The organism is Micromonospora sp. NPDC047134, from assembly GCF_040643455.1.
In the GTDB taxonomy this organism is placed as follows: Bacteria; Actinomycetota; Actinomycetes; order Mycobacteriales; family Micromonosporaceae; genus Micromonospora.
Genome location: NZ_JBEYUI010000004.1, coordinates 212058 through 234197, shown reverse-complemented (window position 1 = coordinate 234197; position 22140 = coordinate 212058). Strand labels below are relative to the sequence as shown.

Annotated in this window: 21 protein-coding genes and 1 tRNA gene; 17 read left to right on the top strand and 5 right to left on the bottom strand. The window is 69.6% G+C overall.

Going from position 1 to position 22140, the window contains the following annotated elements:
• Nucleotides 1-132 precede the first annotated feature (132 nt).
• Nucleotides 133-1008 (bottom strand): aldo/keto reductase, encoded by an 876-nt coding sequence (locus ABZ795_RS08295; protein WP_357529806.1) that lies wholly within the window; start codon nt 1006-1008, stop codon nt 133-135.
• Nucleotides 1009-1216: 208 nt separating this feature from the next.
• Here ABZ795_RS08295 and ABZ795_RS08290 point away from each other — a divergent pair, with 208 nt between their 5' ends.
• The 6 genes from ABZ795_RS08290 to ABZ795_RS08265 all read left to right on the top strand — a co-directional run bounded on the left by ABZ795_RS08290 (nt 1217) and on the right by ABZ795_RS08265 (nt 8304).
• A complete protein-coding gene (locus ABZ795_RS08290) occupies nt 1217-1582 on the top strand; it encodes a YciI family protein (RefSeq protein ID WP_327024921.1) in 366 nt (121 codons plus the stop codon).
• A 244-nt stretch (nt 1583-1826) separates the two neighbouring features.
• The gene (gene pyk, locus ABZ795_RS08285) at nt 1827-3275 is read left to right on the top strand and encodes a pyruvate kinase (protein WP_327024922.1); all 1449 of its coding nucleotides are present in this window, start codon (nt 1827-1829) and stop codon (nt 3273-3275) included.
• A complete protein-coding gene (locus tag ABZ795_RS08280; RefSeq protein ID WP_327024923.1) occupies nt 3272-4156 on the top strand; it encodes an acyl-CoA thioesterase II in 885 nt (294 codons plus the stop codon). Before pyk ends, ABZ795_RS08280 begins: the two co-directional genes overlap by 4 nt.
• Nucleotides 4157-4289: 133 nt before the next feature.
• Nucleotides 4290-4751, top strand: coding sequence for an Rrf2 family transcriptional regulator (locus tag ABZ795_RS08275; protein WP_327024924.1), 462 nt, complete (start codon nt 4290-4292; stop codon nt 4749-4751).
• 133 nt (nt 4752-4884) lie between these two features.
• On the top strand, nt 4885-5841 hold the full coding sequence (locus tag ABZ795_RS08270) for a sulfite exporter TauE/SafE family protein (RefSeq protein ID WP_357529805.1): 957 nt from the start codon (nt 4885-4887) through the stop codon (nt 5839-5841).
• 198 nt (nt 5842-6039) lie between these two features.
• Nucleotides 6040-8304 (top strand): cellulose binding domain-containing protein, encoded by a 2265-nt coding sequence (locus tag ABZ795_RS08265; RefSeq protein WP_357529804.1) that lies wholly within the window; start codon nt 6040-6042, stop codon nt 8302-8304.
• Between the two features lie 251 nt (nt 8305-8555).
• On the opposite strand, the gene ABZ795_RS08260 is transcribed toward ABZ795_RS08265, so the two are convergent.
• Both ABZ795_RS08260 and ABZ795_RS08255 read right to left on the bottom strand, forming a co-directional pair.
• The gene (locus ABZ795_RS08260; protein ID WP_357529803.1) at nt 8556-9560 is read right to left on the bottom strand and encodes an LLM class flavin-dependent oxidoreductase; all 1005 of its coding nucleotides are present in this window, start codon (nt 9558-9560) and stop codon (nt 8556-8558) included.
• A 55-nt stretch (nt 9561-9615) separates the two neighbouring features.
• A complete protein-coding gene (locus ABZ795_RS08255) occupies nt 9616-10095 on the bottom strand; it encodes an Lrp/AsnC family transcriptional regulator (protein WP_327024928.1) in 480 nt (159 codons plus the stop codon).
• A 102-nt stretch (nt 10096-10197) separates the two neighbouring features.
• Between ABZ795_RS08255 and ABZ795_RS08250 the strand changes: the two genes are divergently transcribed.
• On the top strand, nt 10198-11355 hold the full coding sequence (locus tag ABZ795_RS08250) for a PLP-dependent transferase (RefSeq protein WP_327024929.1): 1158 nt from the start codon (nt 10198-10200) through the stop codon (nt 11353-11355).
• A gap of 36 nt (nt 11356-11391) precedes the next feature.
• Here ABZ795_RS08250 and ABZ795_RS08245 read toward each other — a convergent pair whose 3' ends face one another.
• Together ABZ795_RS08245 and ABZ795_RS08240 are read right to left on the bottom strand one after the other, a co-directional pair.
• On the bottom strand, nt 11392-12141 hold the full coding sequence (locus ABZ795_RS08245; protein ID WP_357529802.1) for a transcriptional regulator: 750 nt from the start codon (nt 12139-12141) through the stop codon (nt 11392-11394).
• A 31-nt stretch (nt 12142-12172) separates the two neighbouring features.
• Nucleotides 12173-12255, bottom strand: a tRNA-Leu gene (locus tag ABZ795_RS08240).
• Nucleotides 12256-12337: 82 nt separating this feature from the next.
• Between ABZ795_RS08240 and ABZ795_RS08235 the strand changes: the two genes are divergently transcribed.
• The 10 genes from ABZ795_RS08235 to ABZ795_RS08190 all read left to right on the top strand — a co-directional run bounded on the left by ABZ795_RS08235 (nt 12338) and on the right by ABZ795_RS08190 (nt 22036).
• Entirely contained in the window at nt 12338-12958 is a 621-nt protein-coding gene (locus ABZ795_RS08235) for a response regulator (protein ID WP_327024931.1), read from the top strand.
• Between the two features lie 53 nt (nt 12959-13011).
• Nucleotides 13012-14163: a hypothetical protein gene (locus ABZ795_RS08230; protein WP_357529801.1), complete on the top strand. Its 1152-nt coding sequence runs from the start codon at nt 13012-13014 to the stop codon at nt 14161-14163.
• Nucleotides 14164-14436: 273 nt separating this feature from the next.
• Entirely contained in the window at nt 14437-15600 is a 1164-nt protein-coding gene (locus tag ABZ795_RS08225) for a branched-chain amino acid ABC transporter substrate-binding protein (protein ID WP_327024933.1), read from the top strand.
• 102 nt (nt 15601-15702) lie between these two features.
• Nucleotides 15703-16656, top strand: a complete 954-nt coding sequence (locus ABZ795_RS08220) for a branched-chain amino acid ABC transporter permease (RefSeq protein WP_327024934.1) — start codon at nt 15703-15705, stop codon at nt 16654-16656.
• Nucleotides 16653-17762 carry a branched-chain amino acid ABC transporter permease gene (locus ABZ795_RS08215; RefSeq protein WP_357529800.1) on the top strand — a complete coding sequence of 370 codons (1110 nt, stop codon included), beginning with the start codon at nt 16653-16655 and terminating at the stop codon, nt 17760-17762. The genes ABZ795_RS08220 and ABZ795_RS08215 overlap by 4 nt, the downstream gene beginning before the upstream one ends.
• 46 nt (nt 17763-17808) lie before the next feature.
• Nucleotides 17809-18603, top strand: coding sequence for an ABC transporter ATP-binding protein (locus ABZ795_RS08210; RefSeq protein ID WP_327027040.1), 795 nt, complete (start codon nt 17809-17811; stop codon nt 18601-18603).
• Nucleotides 18587-19303 carry an ABC transporter ATP-binding protein gene (locus ABZ795_RS08205; protein WP_327024936.1) on the top strand — a complete coding sequence of 239 codons (717 nt, stop codon included), beginning with the start codon at nt 18587-18589 and terminating at the stop codon, nt 19301-19303. Before ABZ795_RS08210 ends, ABZ795_RS08205 begins: the two co-directional genes overlap by 17 nt.
• 33 nt (nt 19304-19336) lie before the next feature.
• The gene (locus tag ABZ795_RS08200) at nt 19337-20248 is read left to right on the top strand and encodes an ABC transporter substrate-binding protein (protein ID WP_357529799.1); all 912 of its coding nucleotides are present in this window, start codon (nt 19337-19339) and stop codon (nt 20246-20248) included.
• A 1-nt stretch (nt 20249) separates the two neighbouring features.
• Complete coding sequence (locus ABZ795_RS08195; RefSeq protein WP_327024938.1) at nt 20250-21230, top strand: amino acid ABC transporter permease; 981 nt, start codon at nt 20250-20252, stop codon at nt 21228-21230.
• A complete protein-coding gene (locus ABZ795_RS08190; protein WP_357529798.1) occupies nt 21227-22036 on the top strand; it encodes an amino acid ABC transporter ATP-binding protein in 810 nt (269 codons plus the stop codon). Before ABZ795_RS08195 ends, ABZ795_RS08190 begins: the two co-directional genes overlap by 4 nt.
• Nucleotides 22037-22140: the final 104 nt, after the last annotated feature.

Below are 22140 nucleotides of genomic sequence, written 5' to 3'. Positions count from 1 at the left end.
AGATCGACGCGGAGAGGCGCGCGCGGGGGCGCGCGTGGAGCGTCGACGCGGAGAGGCGCGCGCGGGGGCGTGCGTGGAGCGTCGACGTGGAGGGGCGCGCGGGGGTGTGCGCGTAGGGGTCGGGTGGGGTCGTCAGGGGGTGGGGGTGGAGAGGGTTTCGTACTCGGTGTCGGACAGGGTGACCTGGGCGGCGGCTACGTTCTCCTCCAGGTGGGCCACCGAGGAGGTGCCGGGGATGGGGAGCATGACGGGGGAGCGGCGCAGCAGCCAGGCCAGGGCTAGCTGGGCGGGGGTGGCGCCGTGCTCGGTGGAGATCGCGTCCAGCGGGCCGCCGGGGCGGGCCAGTTCGCCGGTGGCGATCGGGTACCACGGGATGAAGGCGATGTCGTTGCCCTCGCAGTAGGTCAGGACTTCCTCGGCCTTGCGGTTGACCAGGTTGTAGAGGTTCTGCACGGAGGCGATCGGGGCGATCTCGCGGGCCGCCTCGATCTGCTCGACGGTCACCTCGGAGAGCCCGATGTGCCGGATCTTGCCCTCCTCCTTGAGCAGCACCAGCTCCCCGAGCTGGTCGGCCAGCGGCACCTTGGGGTCGATCCGGTGCAACTGGTAGAGCCCGATGCTCTCCAGGCCGAGGTGGCGCAGGCTCAGTTCACACTGCTGCCGCAGGTACTCCGGCCGCCCCAGGGGACGCCAGTCGCTGGGGCCGCTGCGGGACAGCCCGGCCTTCGTCGCGATGACCAGATCATCGGCGTACGGGTGCAGTGCCTCCTTGATCAGCAACTCGGAGACGAATGGCCCGTACGAGTCGGCGGTGTCGATGAAGGTCACCCCCAGCTCGTACGCCCGACGCAGCACCCGTACCGCCTCGGCCGGGTCCTTCGGGTCGCCCCAGACACCCGGTCCGGTGATCTGCATGGCGCCGTAGCCGAGCCGGTCGACGGTCAGGTCGCCACCGATCCGGTAGGTGCCGGAAGCCTTGGCGGGTCGAGTGTCAGCGCTGCCAGCCATGCGTCAGTCCCATCCTCTAGATCGTCGTCGTCGGCAAATCTAGCCGTCATCGCCGCACCCCGCCCGGGTCACGGGAGCACCGGACCGGGATCGGCTGAGCGGCCGGTACGGCCTGCTGCTTCGTGGCAGGCTGAGGTGCCGGCGTGTGTGCCGCCGTCGGGCGCAGGTGGGCCGCGAAACGGGCAGACGGGCCGCGGAAGGGAGCGTCATGACCGCAGAGCCGCATCTGGACTTCGCGCTCGACACGTACGAGTGCATCGTGCTGTATCCCGGCCCGGCCGGACGGGCCCTGCCCGCCGAGACCATCCAGCGGTTGCAGGCCGAGCACGCCGAGCACATGCAGGCGCTCCAGCAGCGGGGGATCATCCTGGTCTCCGGCGCGGTCGACGGCAAGGCCCGGCAGCCGGACCCGCCCCTGGGCTTCGGGCTGGCCCGCACCGGCTCGGTCGACGACGTGCGCACCGTGATGGAAGCTGACCCGGCGGTACAGGCCGGGCTCTACCGGGTGGACGTGATGACTTTCCTCTGCCCGGCCGGTTCACTGGAGTTTCCGCTGGTCAGGGCGGAAAGCTGAGCCGAATCGGATAGCTGACCTTCGGCGATCGTGCGGTCACCAGCGGTTGTGGGGACGGTGCGGCTGGGCGCAACCTGGACTGGGAGGCGTACCATTCCGGCGCGCGGTCGCTGTTGCCCGCCATCGACGTTCCGGTGTGGTCCCCGCCCGCCGGCAGCGCGCGTACGTCGCGCGCCGTTGGACAATTGTTCCGCTTTGCGCAAGGGGTCGGCCCCTGGTCCGACCTGGAGGAGAGACTAGCCTGATGGGCGTGACACGCCGCGCGAAGATCGTTTGTACTCTTGGCCCCGCCACCTCGTCCCCCGAGCGTATTCGCGGGCTCGTCGAGGCCGGCATGAATGTGGCGAGGCTCAACTTCAGCCACGGCAGCCACGCCGACCACGAGGCGGTCTACCACCTGGTACGCGAGGCCTCCCAGGCGACCGGCAAGCCGGTGGCCATCCTGGCCGACCTGCAAGGGCCGAAGATCCGCCTGGGTCGGTTCGCCGACGGCCCGCACGAGTGGCGCACCGGTGACTCCGTGGTGATCACCGGAGACGACGTGCTGGGCAGCAAGGATCGGGTGTCCTGCACCTACCGGAAGCTGCCGCAGGAGGTCAAGCCCGGCGACCGGCTGCTGATCGACGACGGTCGGGTGGCCGTGGAGGTCACCGACGTCACCGGCAACGACATCCGGGTCCTGGTCACCGAGGGTGGACCGGTCAGCAACAACAAGGGCGTCTCGCTGCCCAACGTGGCGGTCAGCGTGCCCGCCATGTCCGACAAGGACGCCGAGGACCTGCGCTTCGCCCTCGGCCTCGGGGTCGACCTGGTCGCCCTCTCCTTCGTCCGCTCCGCCGACGACATCAAGCTGTGTCACGGCATCATGAGCGAGGTCGGCGTACACCGGCCGGTGCTGGCCAAGGTCGAGAAGCCGGAGGCGGTCGACCACCTGGAGGCGATCGTGCTCGCCTTCGACGGGGTGATGGTCGCCCGGGGTGACCTCGGCGTGGAACTGCCGCTGGACGAGGTGCCGCTGGTGCAGAAGCGCGCCGTGCAGCTGTGCCGGGAGAACGCCAAGCCGGTCATCGTGGCCACCCAGATGCTCGACTCGATGATCGAGAACTCGCGGCCCACCCGGGCTGAGGCCTCCGACGTCGCCAACGCGGTACTCGACGGCGCCGACGCGGTGATGCTCTCCGGCGAGACCAGCGTGGGCAAGTACCCGGTCCTCACGGTCAGCACCATGGCCAAGATCGTCAGCACCACGGAGTCCGGCTCGATCGCCGTGCCCCGCCTCCAGCACGACCCGCGTACCCACGGTGGGGCCCTCACGGTCGCCGCCTCCTCGATCGCCCGGGCCATCGGGGCCAAGGCCCTGGTCGCCTTCTCCCAGACCGGTGACACCGTGCGACGGCTCAGCCGGCTGCACTGCGACCTGCCCCTGCTGGCCTTCACCCCGGTCCCCGAGGTGCGTCAGCAGCTAGCCCTCTCCTGGGGGGTGGAGACCTTCCTGATGCCGTTCGTCCAGCACACCGACGACATGTTCCGGCAGGTCGACCAGGCGCTGCTCGGGCTCAACCGGGGCAACCCCGGCGACTACGTGGTCATCGTGGCGGGCAGCCCGCCCGGCACCCCCGGCTCGACCAACACCCTGCGGGTGCACCAGCTCGGTTCGCTGGTCGACGCCGCCTCGGCGCGGGCCCTGCAGTGAGCGACGACCAGGTACTCGTCGGCCAGGCCGCCGTAGACCAACTGCTGGAGGTCCTCGACCTGGCGCCGACCGGCACCATGTCGTTCCGGGGGATGAGCCCCCCGGAAGGACCCCAGCGGGTGTACGGCGGCCAGGTTGCCGGCCAGGCCCTGGTCGCCGCCGGCCGCACGGTCGACCCGGAGCGGGTGGTCCACTCGCTGCACGGCTACTTCGTGCGCCCCGGCGACCCGGTCGAGCCGATCACCTACGAGGTGGAGAACATCCGGGACGGCCGTTCCTTCTCGGTACGCCGCTCGGTGGCCCTGCAACACGACAAGCCGATCTTCTTCATGTCGGCGTCCTTCCAGCGCCCCGAGGACGGGCTGGACCACCATGCCCCCGTCCCGCCGGACGTACCCGGGCCCGAGCAGGTGCCCACCATGTCCGACCGGCTGGCCCGCTACCCGGAACGGCTGGGCGTCTGGGGACAGATCCCCCGACCCATCGACGTACGCTACGTCGGCGAGCCCGGCTGGGTACGCCCCGGCGACCGTCCCGCCGACCCGCACCAGCGGGTGTGGATGCGCATCGACGGCAAGCTGCCGGACGATCCCCTGCTGCACGCCTGCGCCCTCACGTACGCCTCCGATCTCACCCTGCTCGACTCGGTGCTCTCGGTGCACGGCGAGGTGTGGGGGCCCGGTGGGGTGGCCGGCGCCAGCCTCGACCACGCGGTGTGGTTCCACCGCCCCTTCCGCGCCGACGAATGGTTCCTCTACGACTGCTGGAGCCCTTCGGCCTCCGGGGCCCGAGGGCTCGCCACCGGCAGGCTGTTCACGGTCGACGGGCGGCACCTAGCCAGCGTCGTCCAGGAGGGTCTGCTGCGCCGCGTCGGCGCCTGACCCGACCGGCTGACGGCCTCTCCTTCAGCGCGGCGCGAATCCCCGCCCGATCGACGGCCGTACCATCCGGGTCAGCCGATCGGTGCAGGGGTGATCGTCCGGGTGGCGGGGCGGGCCGACTAACGTGTCCGCCATGCGACTCTCCGCGCGGGTTGACTACGCCCTTCGAGCGGTTACCGAACTGGCCTCGGTGCCCGGGGTCGGTCGGGGCCGCCCGGTTACCGCCGACCAGATCGCCCGAGCCCAGGACATCCCGCCGAAGTTCCTGGAGAGCATCCTGCTGCAACTGCGCCGGGGCGGCATCATGCAGGCCCAGCGGGGCCCCGAGGGCGGCTACTGGCTGGCCCGGCCCGCCGAGGAGATCTCCCTGGCCGACGTGATCCGGGTGATCGACGGACCGCTGGCACACATCCGGGGGCAGCGGCCCGAGCAACTCGGCTACCAGGGCGCGGCCCGCGCGTTGCAGGACGTCTGGATCGCCCTACGCGCCAGCGAACGCCAGATCCTCGAACTGGTCACCATCGCCGACGTTGCCCAGGGCACCCTGCCGGAGCCGGTCACCCGCCTGGTCTCCGACCCCCGCGCCTGGACCTGACCCCGCTGCTCAGGGGAAAGGGGGAGAGCCGGGGGAGTCGTGTCATTGACTGATCGAGGGCTTGACCGAAGGCCCCCCGGTGCCGCATTCTCGACCAAGTTGATAGGAGTTGCCGAAAAGTTTGGGGGCGGCCGTGCGCAAGCTGCTGGTCATCGCGCTCGTCGGGCTCGCCGCCCAACTGGTCGACGGGGCGCTCGGCATGGCGTACGGGCTGACCTCCTCGACCCTGCTGCTCCTGGTCGGGGTCGCCCCGGCCGCAGCCTCCGCCTCGGTGCACCTGGCCGAGATCGGCACCACCCTGGCCGCCGGTGCCGCGCACTGGCGGTTCGGCAATGTCGACTGGCGGGTGGTCATCCGCATCGCCATCCCCGGGGCGGTCGGTGCCTTCGCGGGCGCCACCTTCCTCAGCTCACTCTCCACCGAGGCCGCCGCCCCCTGGATGGCCGCGATCCTGTTCACCCTCGGCGCGTACCTGCTGGTGCGGTTCTCCCGGCCGCTGCGCCGCAACCCGACCGCGGGCCGACTGCGGGGGCGTTTCCTCGGCCCCCTCGGCCTGGTCGCCGGGTTCGTCGACGCCACCGGCGGTGGGGGATGGGGGCCGGTCGCCACCCCGGCGCTGCTGGTCAGCGGCCGGATGGAACCCCGCAAGGTGATCGGCTCGGTGGACACCTCCGAGTTCCTCGTCGCCGTCTCGGCCAGCCTCGGCTTCCTCATCGGCCTGGGCACGGAGGGTTTCCTGCTGCCGATCGTGCTGGCCCTGCTCATCGGCGGCCTGATCGCCGCACCGATCGCCGCCTGGCTGGTACGCATCGTCCCCGCCCAGATGCTCGGCGCGGCCGTCGGCGGCGTGATCGTGCTGACCAACGCCCGCATCCTGATGCGTACCGCCGAGTTCGACGGTGCCCTGCCGGTGCTGGTCTACCTGCTGCTGGCGGCCGGTTGGGTCACCGCCCTGCTGCTGGCGGTGCGGCTGGTGCGGCGGGCCCGCCGTCAGCGGGCCATCGCCGAGGCGGCCAGCGCGGCGCAGGGTGCCCCCGAGGCCGATTCGGCCCCGGAGGAAGTCGCCGCCCTCTCCGCCGCTGACCGCTGAGCCTCGCCCACCCAGACCGGTCCGCCGCCTGCGAGATTGTGCGGGGAAAAGGCGTGCCCTAGCATCGCAGCTGCGCGGGAATCTAATTACCGACGTCGATTCGTCGGGTTCTCTGCCGCCAGCGCGGCACCCGCCGGCCTCGGGCAGGGTCGGCGAAGCCACCACTGCCGCGCGCCCGACCTCCACCGGAGGACCTCCATGCCCCGCACGGCCCGTCGGGTCATCGTGCTCGCCACCACCACCGCCGTCACCCTCGCCGCCGGTACCCTCACCACCCTGACCGCCTCGGCCGCCGCCACCGGCTGCCGGGTCGACTACCGCATCACCAACCAGTGGGGCGGCGGCTTCGGCGCCGACGTCACCGTCACCAACCTCGGTGACCCCCTCAACGGTTGGACCCTGACCTGGGCCTGGCCCGCCGCCGGTCAACAGGTCACCCAGGCGTGGAACGCCACCGTCACCCAGTCCGGGGCCCAGGTCAGCGCCCGCAACGTCGACTACAACGCCGCGATCGGCAGCAACGCCAGCACCTCCTTCGGGTTCAACGGCTCGTGGAGCGGCACCAACCCGGCCCCCACGAGCTTCGCCCTGAACGGCACGACCTGCACCGGCGCCACCACCCCGACGACTCCGCCCCCGACGACTCCGCCGCCGACCACCCCACCGCCGACCACTCCGCCGCCGACCACCCCACCACCGACCACTCCGCCGCCCGGGTCGATGCAGGCGGAGAACCTGGACCGAGGGCTGGTCAGCGTGCGTTCCGGCTCGGGCAACCTGGTGTCCTGGCGGCTGCTGGGCACCGAGACCTCCGGGGTGGCGTTCAACCTCTACCGGGGCGGCACCCGGGTGAACTCCACCCCGATCACCGGGGCCACCAACTACCTGGACAGCGGGACCGCCGCCGGTGCCGCGTACACCGTGCGGGCCGTGGTGGACGGCGTCGAACAGGCCGACTCCGCCCCGGCGTTGCAGTTCCCGGCCGGCTACCTGGACGTACCGTTGCAGGTCCCGCCGGGAGGCACCACCGGAAGCGGTGAGGCGTACAGCTACTCGGCCAACGACGCCAGCGTCGGGGACCTCGACGGCGACGGCCGGTACGAGTTCGTGCTCAAATGGGAGCCCTCCAACGCCAAGGACAACTCCCAGTCCGGCTACACCGGCAACGTCTACGTCGACGCGTACACTCTCACCGGCGCCCGGTTGTGGCGCATCGACCTGGGCCGCAACATCCGGGCCGGTGCCCACTACACCCAGTTCCAGGTGTACGACTACGACGGTGACGGCCGCGCCGAGGTTGCCATGAAGACCGCCGACGGCAGCCGCTCCGGCACCGGACAGGTCATCGGCAACGCGAGCGCCGACCACCGCAACTCCAGCGGCTACGTCCTCGCCGGCCCGGAGTACCTGACCATGTTCGACGGTCGTACCGGTGCCGCCCTGTCCACCGTCAACTACGACCCGCCCCGAGGCACCGTCTCCTCCTGGGGCGACTCCTACGGCAACCGGGTCGACCGGTTCCTCGCCGCCACCGCCTACCTGGACGGTCAACGCCCCTCGCTGATCATGGCCCGGGGCTACTACACCCGGGCGGTCATCGCCGCCTGGGACTTCCGCAACGGCAGCCTGACCAAGCGGTGGACCTTCGACTCCAACACCAGCGGCAACGGCGCCGCCGCCGGACAGGGCAACCACAACCTGTCCGTGGCCGACGTCGACGCAGACGGCCGACAGGAGATCGTCTACGGTGCCGCCACCATCGACGACAACGGTCGACTACTGCACTCCACCGCCACCGGCCACGGCGACGCCATGCACGTCGGCGACCTCGACCCGACCCGACCCGGCCTGGAGGTCTTCAAGGTCAACGAGGACGGCAGCAAACCCAGCTCCTACCTCGCCGACGCCCGCACCGGCCAACTCATCTGGTCCACCCCGCCCGGCGGGGACAACGGCCGGGGTGTCTCCGGCGACATCTGGGCCGGCAGCCCCGGCGCGGAATCCTGGTCCTCGGCGGTCAGCGGGCTGGCCAACACCCGGGGTCAGAACATCGGCCGCAAACCCTCCTCGACCAACTTTCTGATCTGGTGGGACGGCGACCCGGTGCGGGAACTGCTCGACGCCACCCGGATCGACAAGTACGGCCCCAACGGCGACACCCGCCTGCTGACCGGCGTCGACGTGGCCGCCAACAACGGCACCAAGGCCACCCCGGCACTGTCGGCCGACATCCTCGGTGACTGGCGGGAAGAGGTGGTCTGGCGTACCAGCGACAGCCGGGCCCTGCGGATCTACAGCACCCCCACCCCGACCAGCAACCGGATCCACACCCTGATGCACGATCCGCAGTACCGGGTGGCCGTGGCCTGGCAGAACACCGCCTACAACCAGCCGCCGCACCCGAGCTTCTTCCTCGGCGACGGCATGACCACCCCGCCCACCCCGCGCATCTACCTGCGCTGAGGCCTGAAGAAAGGGACAGGCACCGGGCCGCAATCGCGGAATCCGCTCAACTGCGGCCCGGTGCCCCACACCGCGGCACCCCCGACCCGTCCCGACCGGAGAGTGCCGTACCACCACCGGTTATAAAGTTAAGCGCACTCCGCGTCGCGGGGGTGACGCTCCCATGAAGATCGTGTTTCGCGGCACAGAACCGCTGTGACCTGGGCCACCACCGTAGATGCACCGAACCTGCCCGGCACCTGTGCCTTCACTCAGCGTCGCAGGCCCCCGGCGATCCGCTCGGCGATCAACTCGAACGACCGCACCCGGTCGGCGATGTCGTACACCATCGTGGTGAGCATCAACTCGTCCGCCTCGGTCCGCGCCAGCAGGTCGCCCAACTGCCGGGCCACCGTCTCCGGCGAGCCCGTGGCCTGACCCTCCCGGCGCTGCACCACGAACTCCCGCTCAAGATCGGTGTACGGGTACGCCGCCGCCTCCTCCGGCGAGGCCAACGGCTCCGGACGCCCGGACCGCAACCGCAGGAACGACAACCCCGCCGGCCCGGCCAACCACTCGGCCCGCTCGTCGGTCTCCGCACACACCGCGTTCACCGCCACCATCGCGTACGGCCGCTCCAGCCACCGCGACGGGCGGAAACTCTGCCGGTACAACGCCAACGCCGGCAGGGTGTGCTGCCCGCTGAAGTGATGGGCGAAGGAGAACGGCAGGCCCAGGGCCCCGGCCAGTTGGGCGCTGAACCCACTGGAACCCAGCAGCCACACCGCCGGGCGCTGGCCCCGCCCCGGGGAAGCCATGATCCGCCCCGGGCGGTCCTCGTCGAAGAAGTCCATCAGCGCGGCCAGCTCCTGGGGGAACTTCTCCGCCGACAGCCCCTCCATCGTCCGACGCAACGCCAGGGCGGTCACCTGATCCGTACCCGGAGCCCGCCCGATGCCCAGGTCGATGCGGCCCGGATGCAGGGCCTCCAGGGTGCCGAACTGCTCGGCCACCACCAGTGGCGCGTGGTTGGGCAGCATCACCCCACCCGAACCCAGCCGGATCCGGCTGGTGTGCGCGGCCAGATGCGCGATCAGCACCGCCGGTGCCGACGAGGCGATCGCCGGCATGTTGTGGTGCTCGGCCACCCAGAACCGGTGAAATCCCAACTCGTCGGTACGCCGGGCCAACTCGGTGGTGTGCCGCAACGCCTCACCGGCGGAGGCGCCGGCCGCGACGGGGGCCAGGTCCAGAACAGAAAGCGGTACGTCGATCACAGCCGCTGCCAACCCGGAGGATGCCGGATTTGTTCCCCGATCGGAGCGGAGGTGATCAGCCCAACCCGCGCGCCTGCTCGAAGATCAGGCTGGTCTGGGTGTGCTGCACCGCCGGATCCACCGCCAGATGATCCAGGACGAAGTCCCGCAGCGCCTCGGCCGAAGCGGCCCGCACATGCAGCACGTAATCCTCCGCCCCCGCGACATGGAACACCGACACCACCCCCGGCAGCCGCACCGAACGGGCCCGGAAGGCGTCCACCGCCCCCCGCGCGTGCTCGGTCAGGCGTACCGACACCAGGGCCTGCAACGGCAGACCCAGCGCCGCCGGATCCACCTCCGCGTGGAACCCGCGGATCGCCCCGCTCTGCCGCAGCGCCCGGGTACGCGCCAGACAGGTCGACGGAGCCACCCCCACCCGCTCGGCCAGGGCGTTGTTCGGCAGCCGCCCGTCGGCGGACAACTCCGCCAGGATCGCGCGGTCGGTGTCGTCGAGGGCCGCGAACGGCCGTAGATCATTCGATACGAGGGGCATGAGATCATCCTCCACCGAATAAGTGCACAACAGGAAGGGGAATGTTACGAATTGTATTCGAAACTGTTGCCTTTGATGCTCTGATCATTCGATCCTGTCCGCATGACGACCGTGGACACCAGAGCCGTGCACGCCGGCCGTGAAGACCTCACCGGCCTCGGCGTCCATGTGCCGCCGATCGATTTCTCGACCACCAACCCCCTGCCCTCGGTCGACGACGGCGGCGACGCGTACGAGGTGCTCGCCACCGGCAACCCGCTACCCCCCGGCGCCAGCGCCGTCTACCAGCGGCTGTGGAACCCCACCGTGGCCCGCTTCGAGACCGCCCTGGCCGAACTGGAAGGCACCGCCGAGGCCGTCGCCTACGCCAGCGGCATGGCCGCCCTCACCGCCGCCGTACTCGCCGCCACCCGCGACGGGAAACGCCACCTGGTCGCCGTACGCCCCCTCTACGGCGGCACCGACCACATCCTGGCCACCGGCCTGCTCGGCACCGAGGTCACCTGGGCCCGACCCGACCAGGTGGCCGCCGCCATCCGCCCGGACACCGCCTTGGTGATCGCCGAAACCCCGGCCAACCCCACCCTCGACCTGCTCGACATCGCCGCCCTGGCCGAAGCCGCCGGGCCGGTGCCGCTGCTGATCGACAACACCGTCGCCACCCCGATCCTCCAGCAGCCCGCCCGGCACGGCGCCCGGCTCGTGCTGCACAGCGCCACCAAGAGCATCGGCGGCCACGGCGACGTCCTCGCCGGAGTGGTGGCCTGCGACCCCGAATGGGCCGCCCGACTGCGCCAGGTCCGGGCCGTCACCGGCGCGATCCTGCACCCCCTCGGCGGGTACCTGCTGCACCGTGGCCTGCAGACCCTGCCGGTGCGGGTCCGCACCCAGCAGGCCGGAGCGGAGAAACTCGCCGCCTGGCTCGGCGCCCACCCCGCGGTCACCCGGGTACACCACCCCGGCCTCGACGACCCCGCCGGGCTCGTCGGCCGGCAGATGTCCGGCCCCGGCAGCCTGCTCGCCTTCGAGGTACGCGGCGGCGCCCCGGCCGCCGCCGCGGTCGCCGGCGCCTGCCGGCTGATCACCCACGCGGTCTCCCTGGGCGGGGTCGACACCCTGATCCAGCACCCGGCCTCGCTGACCCACCGCCCGGTCGATTCAGACGCCAAGCCGGATGCCGCCCTGCTGCGCCTCTCCGTCGGCCTGGAGGACCCGGAGGACCTGCGCGAAGACCTGGCCCGCGCCCTGGCGGCGATCTGACCACCGGCCAGTCGTGACCGCCCCGCCCCGGGGCGGTCACGACTTGGGGCCGACATGGCGGTCCAGGGCGGCGACCGCCTCCCGTCGGGCCACCGAGAGGCTGTTGCGGCGGTTCATCCTCCAGGCGATGCCGAGCAGGTCCAGCGCCCACTGGCACAGGCCCATGATGTCGGCGGACTCATTGACGAACATGTAGCGGGGATAGGCGTACCGCCGCCCTCTGACGGTGACCCGGTTCGAGACCCGGCAGCCGTCGGAGTGGAACAGCCCGCGTACGAAGTGGCCTGCCTGAGCAGTCAAGATCTCCCACTGCCAGCCGGCGAGGACGATCGGCCGCTGGTGTTTCTTGCCCGGACCGTGTTGCGGGATGAGGCACGGCCAGTGCTTGCCGGTGCTCTGCACCGCTACACATCCCTGCTTCTGGATCCGTTGCACCCGGTTCGCGAGCACGGCTCTCATCGCGGCATCGCAGGACTCGATCAGGTTAGGCCAGGTGTCGGTGCAGTAGATGCGCAGCACCGGCACCCGGTCGCTGGTGACGAGATGCCCGTCGCCGAGATAAAGACCGAGCAGGTAGGCGTAGGCGGCAGGGTCGGCGGGGCCGGTCAGCTCCGGCCGGCAGCGGAAACAGCGGGCCGCGCTGTTGATCTGGGCGGCATCGGGCCGGTCGACGCACCAGTGCCACACCGTGGTGTAGGGCAGGGCCAGGATGCGCGCTATCGAGCGAATGTTGTGGCCCTGGGCGCGGAGTACACGGACCCGCGCCCGGGTCTCGGGCGGATGCACATCGGCATCGTCGAACGCCTGTATGACAAAGTGCCGGGAGCGGGATTCGAACCCGCAAGCCCTTTCGGGCAGAAGTGTTTGAGACTTCCGTGTATGCCGTTCCACCATCCCGGCGAGTGAGGCTTACTGTACCCGACTACTCTCGTGCGAGAGCATGGGTGGGTAGCCGTGCAGGAAACGATGGTGGGAGTGGCTCGTGGCCGAGACGCAGACGGATGCCGCGCGCAGGCGGGTACTGATCGCCGAGGACGAGGCACTGATCCGGCTGGACCTGGCCGAGATGCTGGCCGAGGAAGGCTACGAGGTGGTCGGGGAGGCCGGTGACGGCGAGACCGCCGTCCGGCTGGCCGAGGAGCTCAAGCCCGATCTGGTGATCCTCGACATCAAGATGCCGATCATGGATGGGCTGGCCGCCGCCGAGCGGATCGCCGGGGCCCGCATCGCTCCGGTGATCATTCTGACCGCCTTCAGCCAGCGGGATCTGGTCGAGCGGGCGCGGGCCGCCGGTGCGATGGCCTACCTGGTCAAGCCCTTCCAGAAGAGTGACCTGGTGCCCGCGGTGGAGATCGCCCTGTCCCGCTACTCGGAGATCGCCGCCCTGGAGTCCGAGGTCGCCGGGCTGACGGACCGGTTGGAGGTCCGCAAGACCGTCGAGCGGGCCAAGGGCGCGCTGATGACCACCTACAACATGACCGAGCCCCAGGCCTTCAAGTGGATTCAGCGTACGGCGATGGATCACCGGATGACCATGAAGGAGGTCTCCGAGCGGATCCTCGCCGAGACCGCCGGTGGTGAGGTGACCCAGCCGGCTCCCTGAGTCGGTTGCTCGACGGGCACGGCTAGCGGCCGGCGTCGATATAGCATCGGGCCGTGGCGATCCGGCGGTGCAGTGCGGTCGTCGCCGCCGTCGTGGTGGCGGTGGCCGGCTGCTCGCCCTCGGATGCCCCGCCCGCGCCGCCGGAGCCGCTGCGCCCGGCCTGGCAGGCGGTCGTCCTGCCGACGAGTTCCGAAGCCGGCCGGGTGCTGGTGCGGGACGCGACCGTCTGCGGCGGGCGCTGGTACGCCGTCGGTGCGGTCGTCGATGCGGCGGGGCGGAGGGTCCCGGCCGCCTGGACCACGATGGACACCTCGGTCTGGTCACCGGTCCGGCTGGTGTCCTCAAGTGTGTACGGTGCCCGGCACCTGCTCTACGCGGTGGCCTGCCGGGAGGCCCGGCTGGTGGCCCTGGGCGCGGCCAGCGGGGGCGCGCACGGCAATCCGCGGGTGGCCAGTTGGCTCTTGCATCCCGACGGTGTGTTGCGCGAGACGGCGGCGGGGTTCGAGTTGTTCGGCGGGCCTCGGGCGGTGAGTGTCTCCCGGGTGGCGGTCGGGCCGCTGGGTTGGTTGCTGGTGGGAGCCCGGGTGACCGGGGCGGCGGTGTGGAGTTCGCCGGACGGGGAGCGCTTCGCGGTGCACGAGGGGTTGCCGGAGCTGGCCAGTGACGACCGGGGCCGGACGGTGGCGTACGACGCGGTGGCGGTGCCCTCGGGTTGGCTGGCGGTGGGTGCGGTGCTGGTGCCCGGTGCGGTGCCGGTGGCCTGGAGTTCGCCGGACGGGCGGGTGTGGCGGCGGGTGCGACTGCCCGGTGTGGAGGGTCCGGGCCAGGCCCAGCGAGTGGTCACTGTGGGCGGTGCGGCGTTGGCGGTCGGTCCGGTTCGTGATGGCTTCGGGGCATGGGAGTGGGGTTCGGCGGGTTGGCGGTGGGTTGGCGGCTTCGGTGCGGGTGGTCGGGGGGCGGGATCGGTGCGTGCGTTGGCGGCCTCGGCCGACGGGGTGGTGGCGGTGACCATCGACGCTGATGGTCACCGTCTGTGGTGGTCGGAGGATGGTGGCGGGTCGTGGGGTCCGGTCGCCCTGCCGGTTCCGGTGCCGTCGGGGGAGACGGCGCTGGTGGTGGCGCTGGAACCAGGACGGCTTATGGTGTTTGCGGACGCGGGAGGCGGGTTACGCGCCTGGTGGGCACACCTTTCGGCGGGCCGCTGAAGGAAGATCACCAAGCAGTGGGTCTTGCCGATAAAACGAAGGTGAAACAGCCTCGGGGCTGATCAATCAACGGTGCCCTCTTACAGCGATCGCACCCTATCCGCCACGGCGTGTAACGGTTCGGTCAACGGCCCCTTCCGGGTCTTACGTCACGCCTGCACGGTGGGATAACGTCCGGCCCCAGACCGGCGACGACGGTCTGGTTCGTCCGCCCCCGCAATGGCCAATTGGTAGCGGGTGGTTCGGGCCATGGGACTGAGGAGGGTTCGGGCCTTGAGGCAGAAGCTCGCACGTTTGGTCGGTGGGGTGGCGATCGCCGCGCTCGCCCTTGGCGGTACGGCCGCCTGCAAGTCTGACAGTGGAACCGACGAGGCCAGCGCCGACGGCTGCGGCAGCAAGATCGCCTTCTTCGGCGCGCTGACCGGCCCGAACGCGGCGCTGGGCATCAACATGAACGGTGGCGTCAAGCTCGCCGTCGACAAGTACAACAAGGAGAACGCGGACTGCCAGGTGACCCTGGTGCCGCTGGACTCTCAGGGTAACCCGGAGCAGGCGCCGGGTCTGGCCCAGCAGGCGATCGACGACACCAAGATCCTCGGTATCGTCGGTCCGGCGTTCTCGGGTGAGTCCGAGGCCGCGAACCCGCTGTTCTCCGAGGCCGAGCTGGTCCACATCACCCCGTCGGCGACCCGGCCGAGCCTGGCCGACCAGGGCTGGAAGACCTTCTTCCGGGCGGTCGGTAGCGACTTCAGCCAGGGCCCGGCCGCCGGTCGGTACATCAAGGACGTGCTGAAGGCCGAGAAGGTCTTCGTCATCGACGACCAGTCCGCGTACGGCGCCGGTCTGGCCGACGAGGTCAAGAAGGTCCTCGGCGCCGCGGTCGTCGACAGCGACAAGGTCCAGGGCGACGGCAAGCAGAACGACTTCTCGGCGACCGTCACCAAGGTCCGGTCCTCGGGCGCGACCGCGATCTTCTACGGCGGTTACTACCAGGAGGCCGGCCTGATCCGCAAGCAGCTCACCGCTGCCGGCGTCAACGCCGTCCTGGTCGCCGGTGACGGCGTCAACGACGCCGCCTACATCGAGGGCGCCGGTGCGGCGGCGGCTGAGGGCACCATCCTCACCTGCCCCTGCCAGCCGGCCACCGAGGCGCGCGGCAGCTTCGTCGAGGACTTCAAGGCCCTCAACGGCAGCGACCCGGGCACCTACAGCGACACCGCCTTCGACGCGGCGAACATCCTGCTCGCCGGTATCAAGGCCGGTAACACCACCCGCACCAAGATGCTGGAGTTCGTGAAGGGCTACAGCGGCGAGGGTGTCGCGGCGAGCTACAAGTTCACCGAGACCGGTGAGCTCGACCCGGCTCAGGTGAAGGTCTGGGCGTACAAGGTCGTGGGCGGCAAGGTTGTTCCGGACCAGGAGGTCCCGAAGGCCTGACCGGTCCCGTAACGGTTCCGCTGTGATCGTGGGGTGCGGCCGGGGAGCACCTTTCCCGGCCGCACCTTCACTGTCTTCCCTTCCTGTACGGAGTGCCCTTCCTTGAACTTCAACGCCCTATTCTCCGATTTCGGGGGATATACGATAACCGGGCTGACGGTGGGCGCCATTTATGCCCTCGTCGCGCTGGGTTACACGCTGGTCTACGGCGTGCTGAGACTCATCAACTTCGCCCACTCCGAGGTCTTCATCGCCGGCGCCTTCGCCGCCATCTGGGGTTGGGCCGCACTCGGTCTGGGTCGTGACTCGGTAGCCACCGGCTTCGGCTCGATCCTGCTTTATCTGCTGGTCGGTGCACTGATAGCGGCGGCGGCGTCCGCTGCTACCGCGACGGTGGTCGAACGGGTGGCGTACCGGCCGTTGCGTAAGCGCAACGCCCCACCGCTGGCCTTCCTGATCACCGCGATCGGCGCCTCGATCGCGATCGCCGAGGCGTTCGGTATCTACACCCGGCGGCTTCCGGTCGGTGCGCCCACGATCGTCCGGCCCGACCTCGTGCTGTTCGAGGTCGCCGGTACGGAAGTGACCATGGTGCAGGTGCTGGTCATCGTCTCAGCGTTGGCGATGATGGTCGCGCTGGACCTGTTCATCAACCGCAGCCGTATCGGTCGGGGCATCCGCGCGGTCGCGCAGGACCAGAACACCGCGGCGCTGATGGGCATCAACAAGGACCGGATCATCCTGGTGGTCTTCATCATCGGTGGTGTGATGGCCGGTGTCGCCGGGATGCTCTACGACATTCGGATCGGCACCCTGACCTACAGCGTCGGCTTCCTGCTCGGGCTGAAGGCGTTCACCGCGGCGGTTCTGGGCGGCATCGGCAACCTGCGCGGTGCGCTGGTCGGCGGACTGCTGCTCGGCCTGGTCGAGAACTACGCGTCGGCCCTGTTCGGCGCGAACTGGAAGGACCTGGTCGCCTTCGTCGTCCTGGTCGTGCTGCTGATGTTCCGGCCGACCGGTCTGCTGGGCGAGTCGTTGGGGAGGGCCCGCGCATGACAAGCGTGAGGGAATGGATCTACTCAGGTCGCCAGGCGGTGGGTGAGCGCTGGCACAACGCGCCCCGCTGGATGCGGTGGGCTGTCATCGCGGCAGTGATCGTCTTCTTCTACGCTCTGCCGAACCGGGAGTTCTACCAGTGGCTCGGGCCGATCCCGACCACCGGGTCGAACTTCGGGCAGGTGCTCTTCACCATCTCCATCTACGTGCTGCTCGCGGTCGGGTTGAACATCGTGGTCGGTTTCGCCGGCCTGCTCGACCTCGGCTACTTCGGCTTCTTCGCCGTCGGCGCGTACACGGTGGCGGTGTTGACCTCGCCGAGCAGTGATCTCAAGAGCCTCTGGCCGTGGCTGTTGGCCCTGCCGGTGGCGCTCGTGCTCACCATGATCTCCGGCGTGATGCTGGGTACCCCGACCCTGCGGCTGCGGGGCGACTACCTGGCCATCGTGACCCTCGGCTTCGCCGAGATGATCCGGGTGGCGGCGACCAGTTCCGAGTTCCTCAAGGGACAGCGGGGCTTCAACCAGATCCCGCACCCGCCGGGCAGCTACTCCGACGGCAAGCCGATCTTCGGTGTGCTGGACCCTCGGCCGTACTACTGGCTGGTGCTCACCCTGATCATCCTGGTGGTCATCGGGGTGCGGAACCTCAACCGCAGCCGGGTCGGCCGGGCCTGGATCTCGATCCGGGAGGACGAGGACGCGGCGCAGCTGATGGGTGTGCCGACGTTCAAGTTCAAGCTCTGGGCGTTCGCCTCGGGTGCGTTCATCGGTGGTCTGGCGGGGGCGCTCTTCGCCGGCAAGCAGAACTTCGTCAGCTCGCAGAACCTGGAGCTGCTCAACTCGATCATCATCCTGGCCGCGGTCATTCTCGGCGGCTCGGGCAACATCGTCGGCGCGATCGTCGGTGGTGGCCTGGTGGCGTACATGATCGAGCGGTTCCGCGGCATCGAGTTCTTCGGCATCGAGCTGTACGAGTACCGGTTCATGTTCTTCGGCCTGGTGCTGGTGGTCATGATGATCTTCCGGCCGCAGGGACTGATACCGAACCGACGACGGGCGGCGGAGTTCAAGGATCGTCGCAAGGAGGTGATCGTCGGTGGGTGAGACCGTGCAGAAGCCGACCGTTCCTGAGCAGGCCGGCGCCCCGGCGGTGGAGTCCACCGCCAAGCGGGAGCCGTTGCTGGAGGTCGACCACGTCACGCTGCGTTTCGGCGGCGTGGTGGCCCTCAACGACGTGAACTTCACCCTCTACAAGGGCGAGATTCTCGGGCTGATCGGCCCCAACGGTGCCGGCAAGACCACCTGCTTCAACGCGATGACCGGCATCTACCAGCCCTCCGAGGGTGAGATCCGGTTCCGGGGCGAGCGGATCACCGGCAAGAAGAAGCACCAGATCACCAAGATGGGCATGGCGCGGACGTTCCAGAACATTCGCCTGTTCCCGGAGATGACCGCGCTGGAGAACATCCAGGTCGGCGCGGACGCGCACCACAAGACCAGCGTGCTGTCCGCGCTGTTCCGGTTGCCCCGGCACCGCCGGGAGGAACGCGACGGGCTGGAGAAGGCCGAGCGGCTGCTGGACTTCGTCGGTATCCCGCACCGGATGCACGACGCAGCCCGCAACCTGTCGTACGGCGAGCAGCGTCGGCTGGAGATCGCCCGGGCACTGGCCACCGACCCGGTACTGCTCTGCCTGGACGAGCCGGCTGCCGGCTTCAACCCGGCGGAGAAGGAGGAGCTGCTCCAGCTCATCCGCAAGATCCGGGACCAGGGCGTCACCGTGCTGCTCATCGAGCACGACATGCGTCTGGTCATGGGTGTGACCGACCGGATCGTGGTGCTGGAGTTCGGAAAGAAGATCGCTGATGGGCTCCCCGCCGAGGTGCGTGAGGATCACCGGGTGATCGCGGCCTACCTGGGGGTGCCGGATGACGACGCTGCTTGAGATCGAGGACGTCAGTCTGCTCTACGGGCGGATCAAGGCGCTGCACGGCATCAGCCTGACCGTCAACGAGGGCGAGATCGTGGCCCTGATCGGTGCCAACGGCGCCGGCAAGTCCACCACGATGCGGGCCGTCTCCGGCATCCGGCCGATCGCCTCCGGGCGGATCATGTTCAACGGTGAGGACATCAGCAAGCTCCGGGCCGACCTGCGGGTGCGGCGTGGGCTGTGCCAGGCACCCGAGGGCCGGGGCATCTTCCCCGGCATGACGGTGATGGAGAACCTGGACATGGGTGCCTACACCCGCCGGGACCGCAGCGAGGTGGCCAAGGATCTGGCCAAGGTGCTGGAGCTGTTCCCCCGGCTGGCCGAGCGGCGTAAGCAGGTCGGTGGCACCCTCTCCGGGGGTGAGCAGCAGATGCTGGCGGTGGGCCGGGCCCTGATGAGCCGACCCAAGCTGCTGCTGCTCGACGAGCCGTCGATGGGTCTGGCGCCGATGCTGATCCAGCAGATCTTCAGCATCATCACGGAGATCAACCAGCAGGGCACCACGATCCTGCTGGTGGAGCAGAACGCACAACAGGCTCTGGCTCGGGCGCATCGCGCGTACGTGCTGGAGACCGGCCGGATCGTCAAGGAAGGCACCGGCGCCGACCTGCTGCACGACCCGTCGGTCAAAGAGGCCTACCTCGGCGTGGCCTGAACGGCCGTCACCCCTCTTCGCAAGGAGTACGACATGTTCAACCTCAAGGGTCGTCGCCGGGCTGTCATCGGTGTCGCCGGTGCGGCGCTGCTCACCCTCTCGATGGCGGCCTGCGGCGAGCAGGAGAGCTCCGACGAGCCCGGTTCCGGTCCGTCGGTGAGCGCGGCGCCGGACAACGATCTCGCCGCCAAGGTGCCCGACGCGATCAAGGCCGATGGTGTGATCAAGGTCGGCACCGACGCGACGTACGCCCCGGCGGAGTTCCTGGACACCGACGGTCAGACCGTGATCGGCTTCGACGTGGAGCTGTTCAACGCGGTGGCGCAGAAGCTGGGCCTGAAGGCGGAGTACGAGTCGGCGCCGTTCGACGCGATCCTGCCGGGCGTGCAGTCCGGCAAGTACGAGATCGGGGTCTCCTCGTTCACCATCAACGCCGAGCGGTTGCAGTCGGTGAACATGGTGAGCTACTTCTCCGCCGGCACCCAGTGGGCCACCAAGGCCGGTAACCCGGCCCAGGTGGACCCGGACAACGCCTGCGGCAAGAAGATCGCCGTGCAGGTCGGCACCGTGCAGCTCGACGACATCACCGCCCGGTCGAAGGCGTGCACCGACGCCGGGAAGCCGGAGATCACCATCGATCAGTACCAGGCGCAGAGCGATGCGACGGCCGCCGTGGTCAGCGGCAAGAACGACGCCATGCTGGCCGACTCGCCGGTCGGGGCGTATGCGGTGAAGCAGAGCAACGGCCAGCTGGAGGTGCTCGGCGACATCTACGAGTCGGCGCCCTACGGCTACGCGGTCCCCAAGGACCAGGCCGCCTTCGCCGAGGTGCTGAAGGAGGCCGTGCAGGCGGTCATCGCCGACGGCAGCTACAAGGCGGCCCTGGAGAAGTGGGGCGTCGAGGGTGGGGCCATCACCACGTCGGAACTGAACCCCGCCAGCTGACATGTCAGTCGACACCGATTCACCCGAACGGGCACGGCCGGAACCCATCCAGGCCGTGCCCGTGCGGCATCCCGGGCGGTGGGTAGCCGTCGCCGTGATCGGGGTGCTGGTCGCCATGTTCGTGCACCTGCTGGTGACGAACGAGGCGTTCAACTGGTCGTTCATGGTCGACAACATGTTCCGGCCGCCGATCATGGCTGGTGTCCGTGGCAGCCTCGCGCTGCTGGTGACCTCCATGCTGATCGGCATCGTGCTGGGCGTCGTCCTCGCCATCATGCGACTGTCCGGGAATCCGATCCTGCGCGGCGTGGCCTGGGCGTACACCTGGTTTTTCCGGGCGGTGCCCCGGCTGGTGCTGGCGATCCTCTTCGGCAACCTGGGCATCCTCTGGGCCCGGATCGAGTTCGGGTTGCCCTTCGACCGGCAGATCGGCGCGCTGTTCGGGGTGCAGGACTTCGAGGCGCGACTGTTCGGCTTCTCGGCGACGGATCTGCTCACCGGTTTCGTCGCCGGCATGTTGGCGCTCGGCCTGTCCGAGGCCGCCTACATGGCGGAGATCGTCCGGGCCGGCATCCAGTCGGTCGACGAGGGACAGACCGAGGCCGCCCAGGCGCTGGGCATGACCCAGGGGCAGATCCTGCGCCGGATCGTCCTGCCGCAGGCCATGCGGGTGATCGTCCCGCCGACCGGCAACGAGACCATCGCGATGCTCAAGGACACCTCGCTGGTGGCCTTCGTGCCGGTCTCCACCGAACTGTTCTTCCAGCTGAGAGCCGTCGGTAGCCGGACCTTCCAGGTCTTCCCGATGCTGGTCGCGGCGACCCTGTGGTACCTGCTGCTGAGCAGTGTGCTGCTGGTCGGGCAGTACTACCTGGAGCGACACTTCGCCAGGGGCAGCGGTCGCGCCGGTCAGGCCAAGGTCCGGCTGCGGGGCATGGCGGTCGGTGGCGGCGGCGCCACCGGAGGGGCAGGGGGCGTATGACGCAGGCGAGCGTGCCGGCCCAGTCCGGCGTCCCGGCCTCCGAGTCCGGGCCGATGGTACGAGCCGAACAGGTGCACAAGTCGTTCGGCTCGATCGAGGTGCTCAAGGGCATCGACCTTGAGGTACGCGCCGGGGAGGTGTGCTGCCTGCTCGGGCCCTCCGGTTCGGGCAAATCGACCTTCCTGCGCTGCATCAATCACCTGGAAAAGATCAACGCCGGTCGGATCTGGGTGGACGGCGACCTGATCGGCTACCGGCAGCGCGGCAGCAAGCTGCACGAGATGCGGGAGAAGGAGGTCGCCGCCCAACGCCGCGCCATCGGCATGGTGTTCCAGCGGTTCAACCTGTTCCCGCACAAGACCGCCCTGGAGAACGTCACCGAGGCACCCCTGCTGGTGCGCAAGGAGAAGCGGGCCGAGGTCCGCGACCGGGCGGTGGCACTGCTGGAGCGGGTCGGCCTCGGTGACAAGCTGGGCAACTACCCGAGCCAACTCTCCGGCGGTCAGCAGCAGCGGGTGGCCATCGCCCGCGCCCTGGCCATGCAGCCCAAGCTGATGCTCTTCGACGAGCCGACCAGCGCCCTGGACCCGGAACTGGTGGGCGAGGTCCTGGACGTGATGAAGGACCTGGCCCGCGACGGCATGACGATGATCGTGGTGACCCACGAGATCGGCTTCGCCCGCGAGGTGGGCGACTCCCTGGTCTTCATGGACGGCGGCGTAGTGGTCGAGCAGGGCAACCCCCGCGAAGTAATCGCCAACCCGAAACACGACCGCACCAAAACCTTCCTAGCCAAGGTCCTCTAACCCACCACCCACCCCCCCACCCCCCACCCACCCTCTTGACCTGCGTTGATCATGAGGTTGGCGGCAGTAGTTGATCTCCAAGCTGCCGCTAACCTCATGATCAA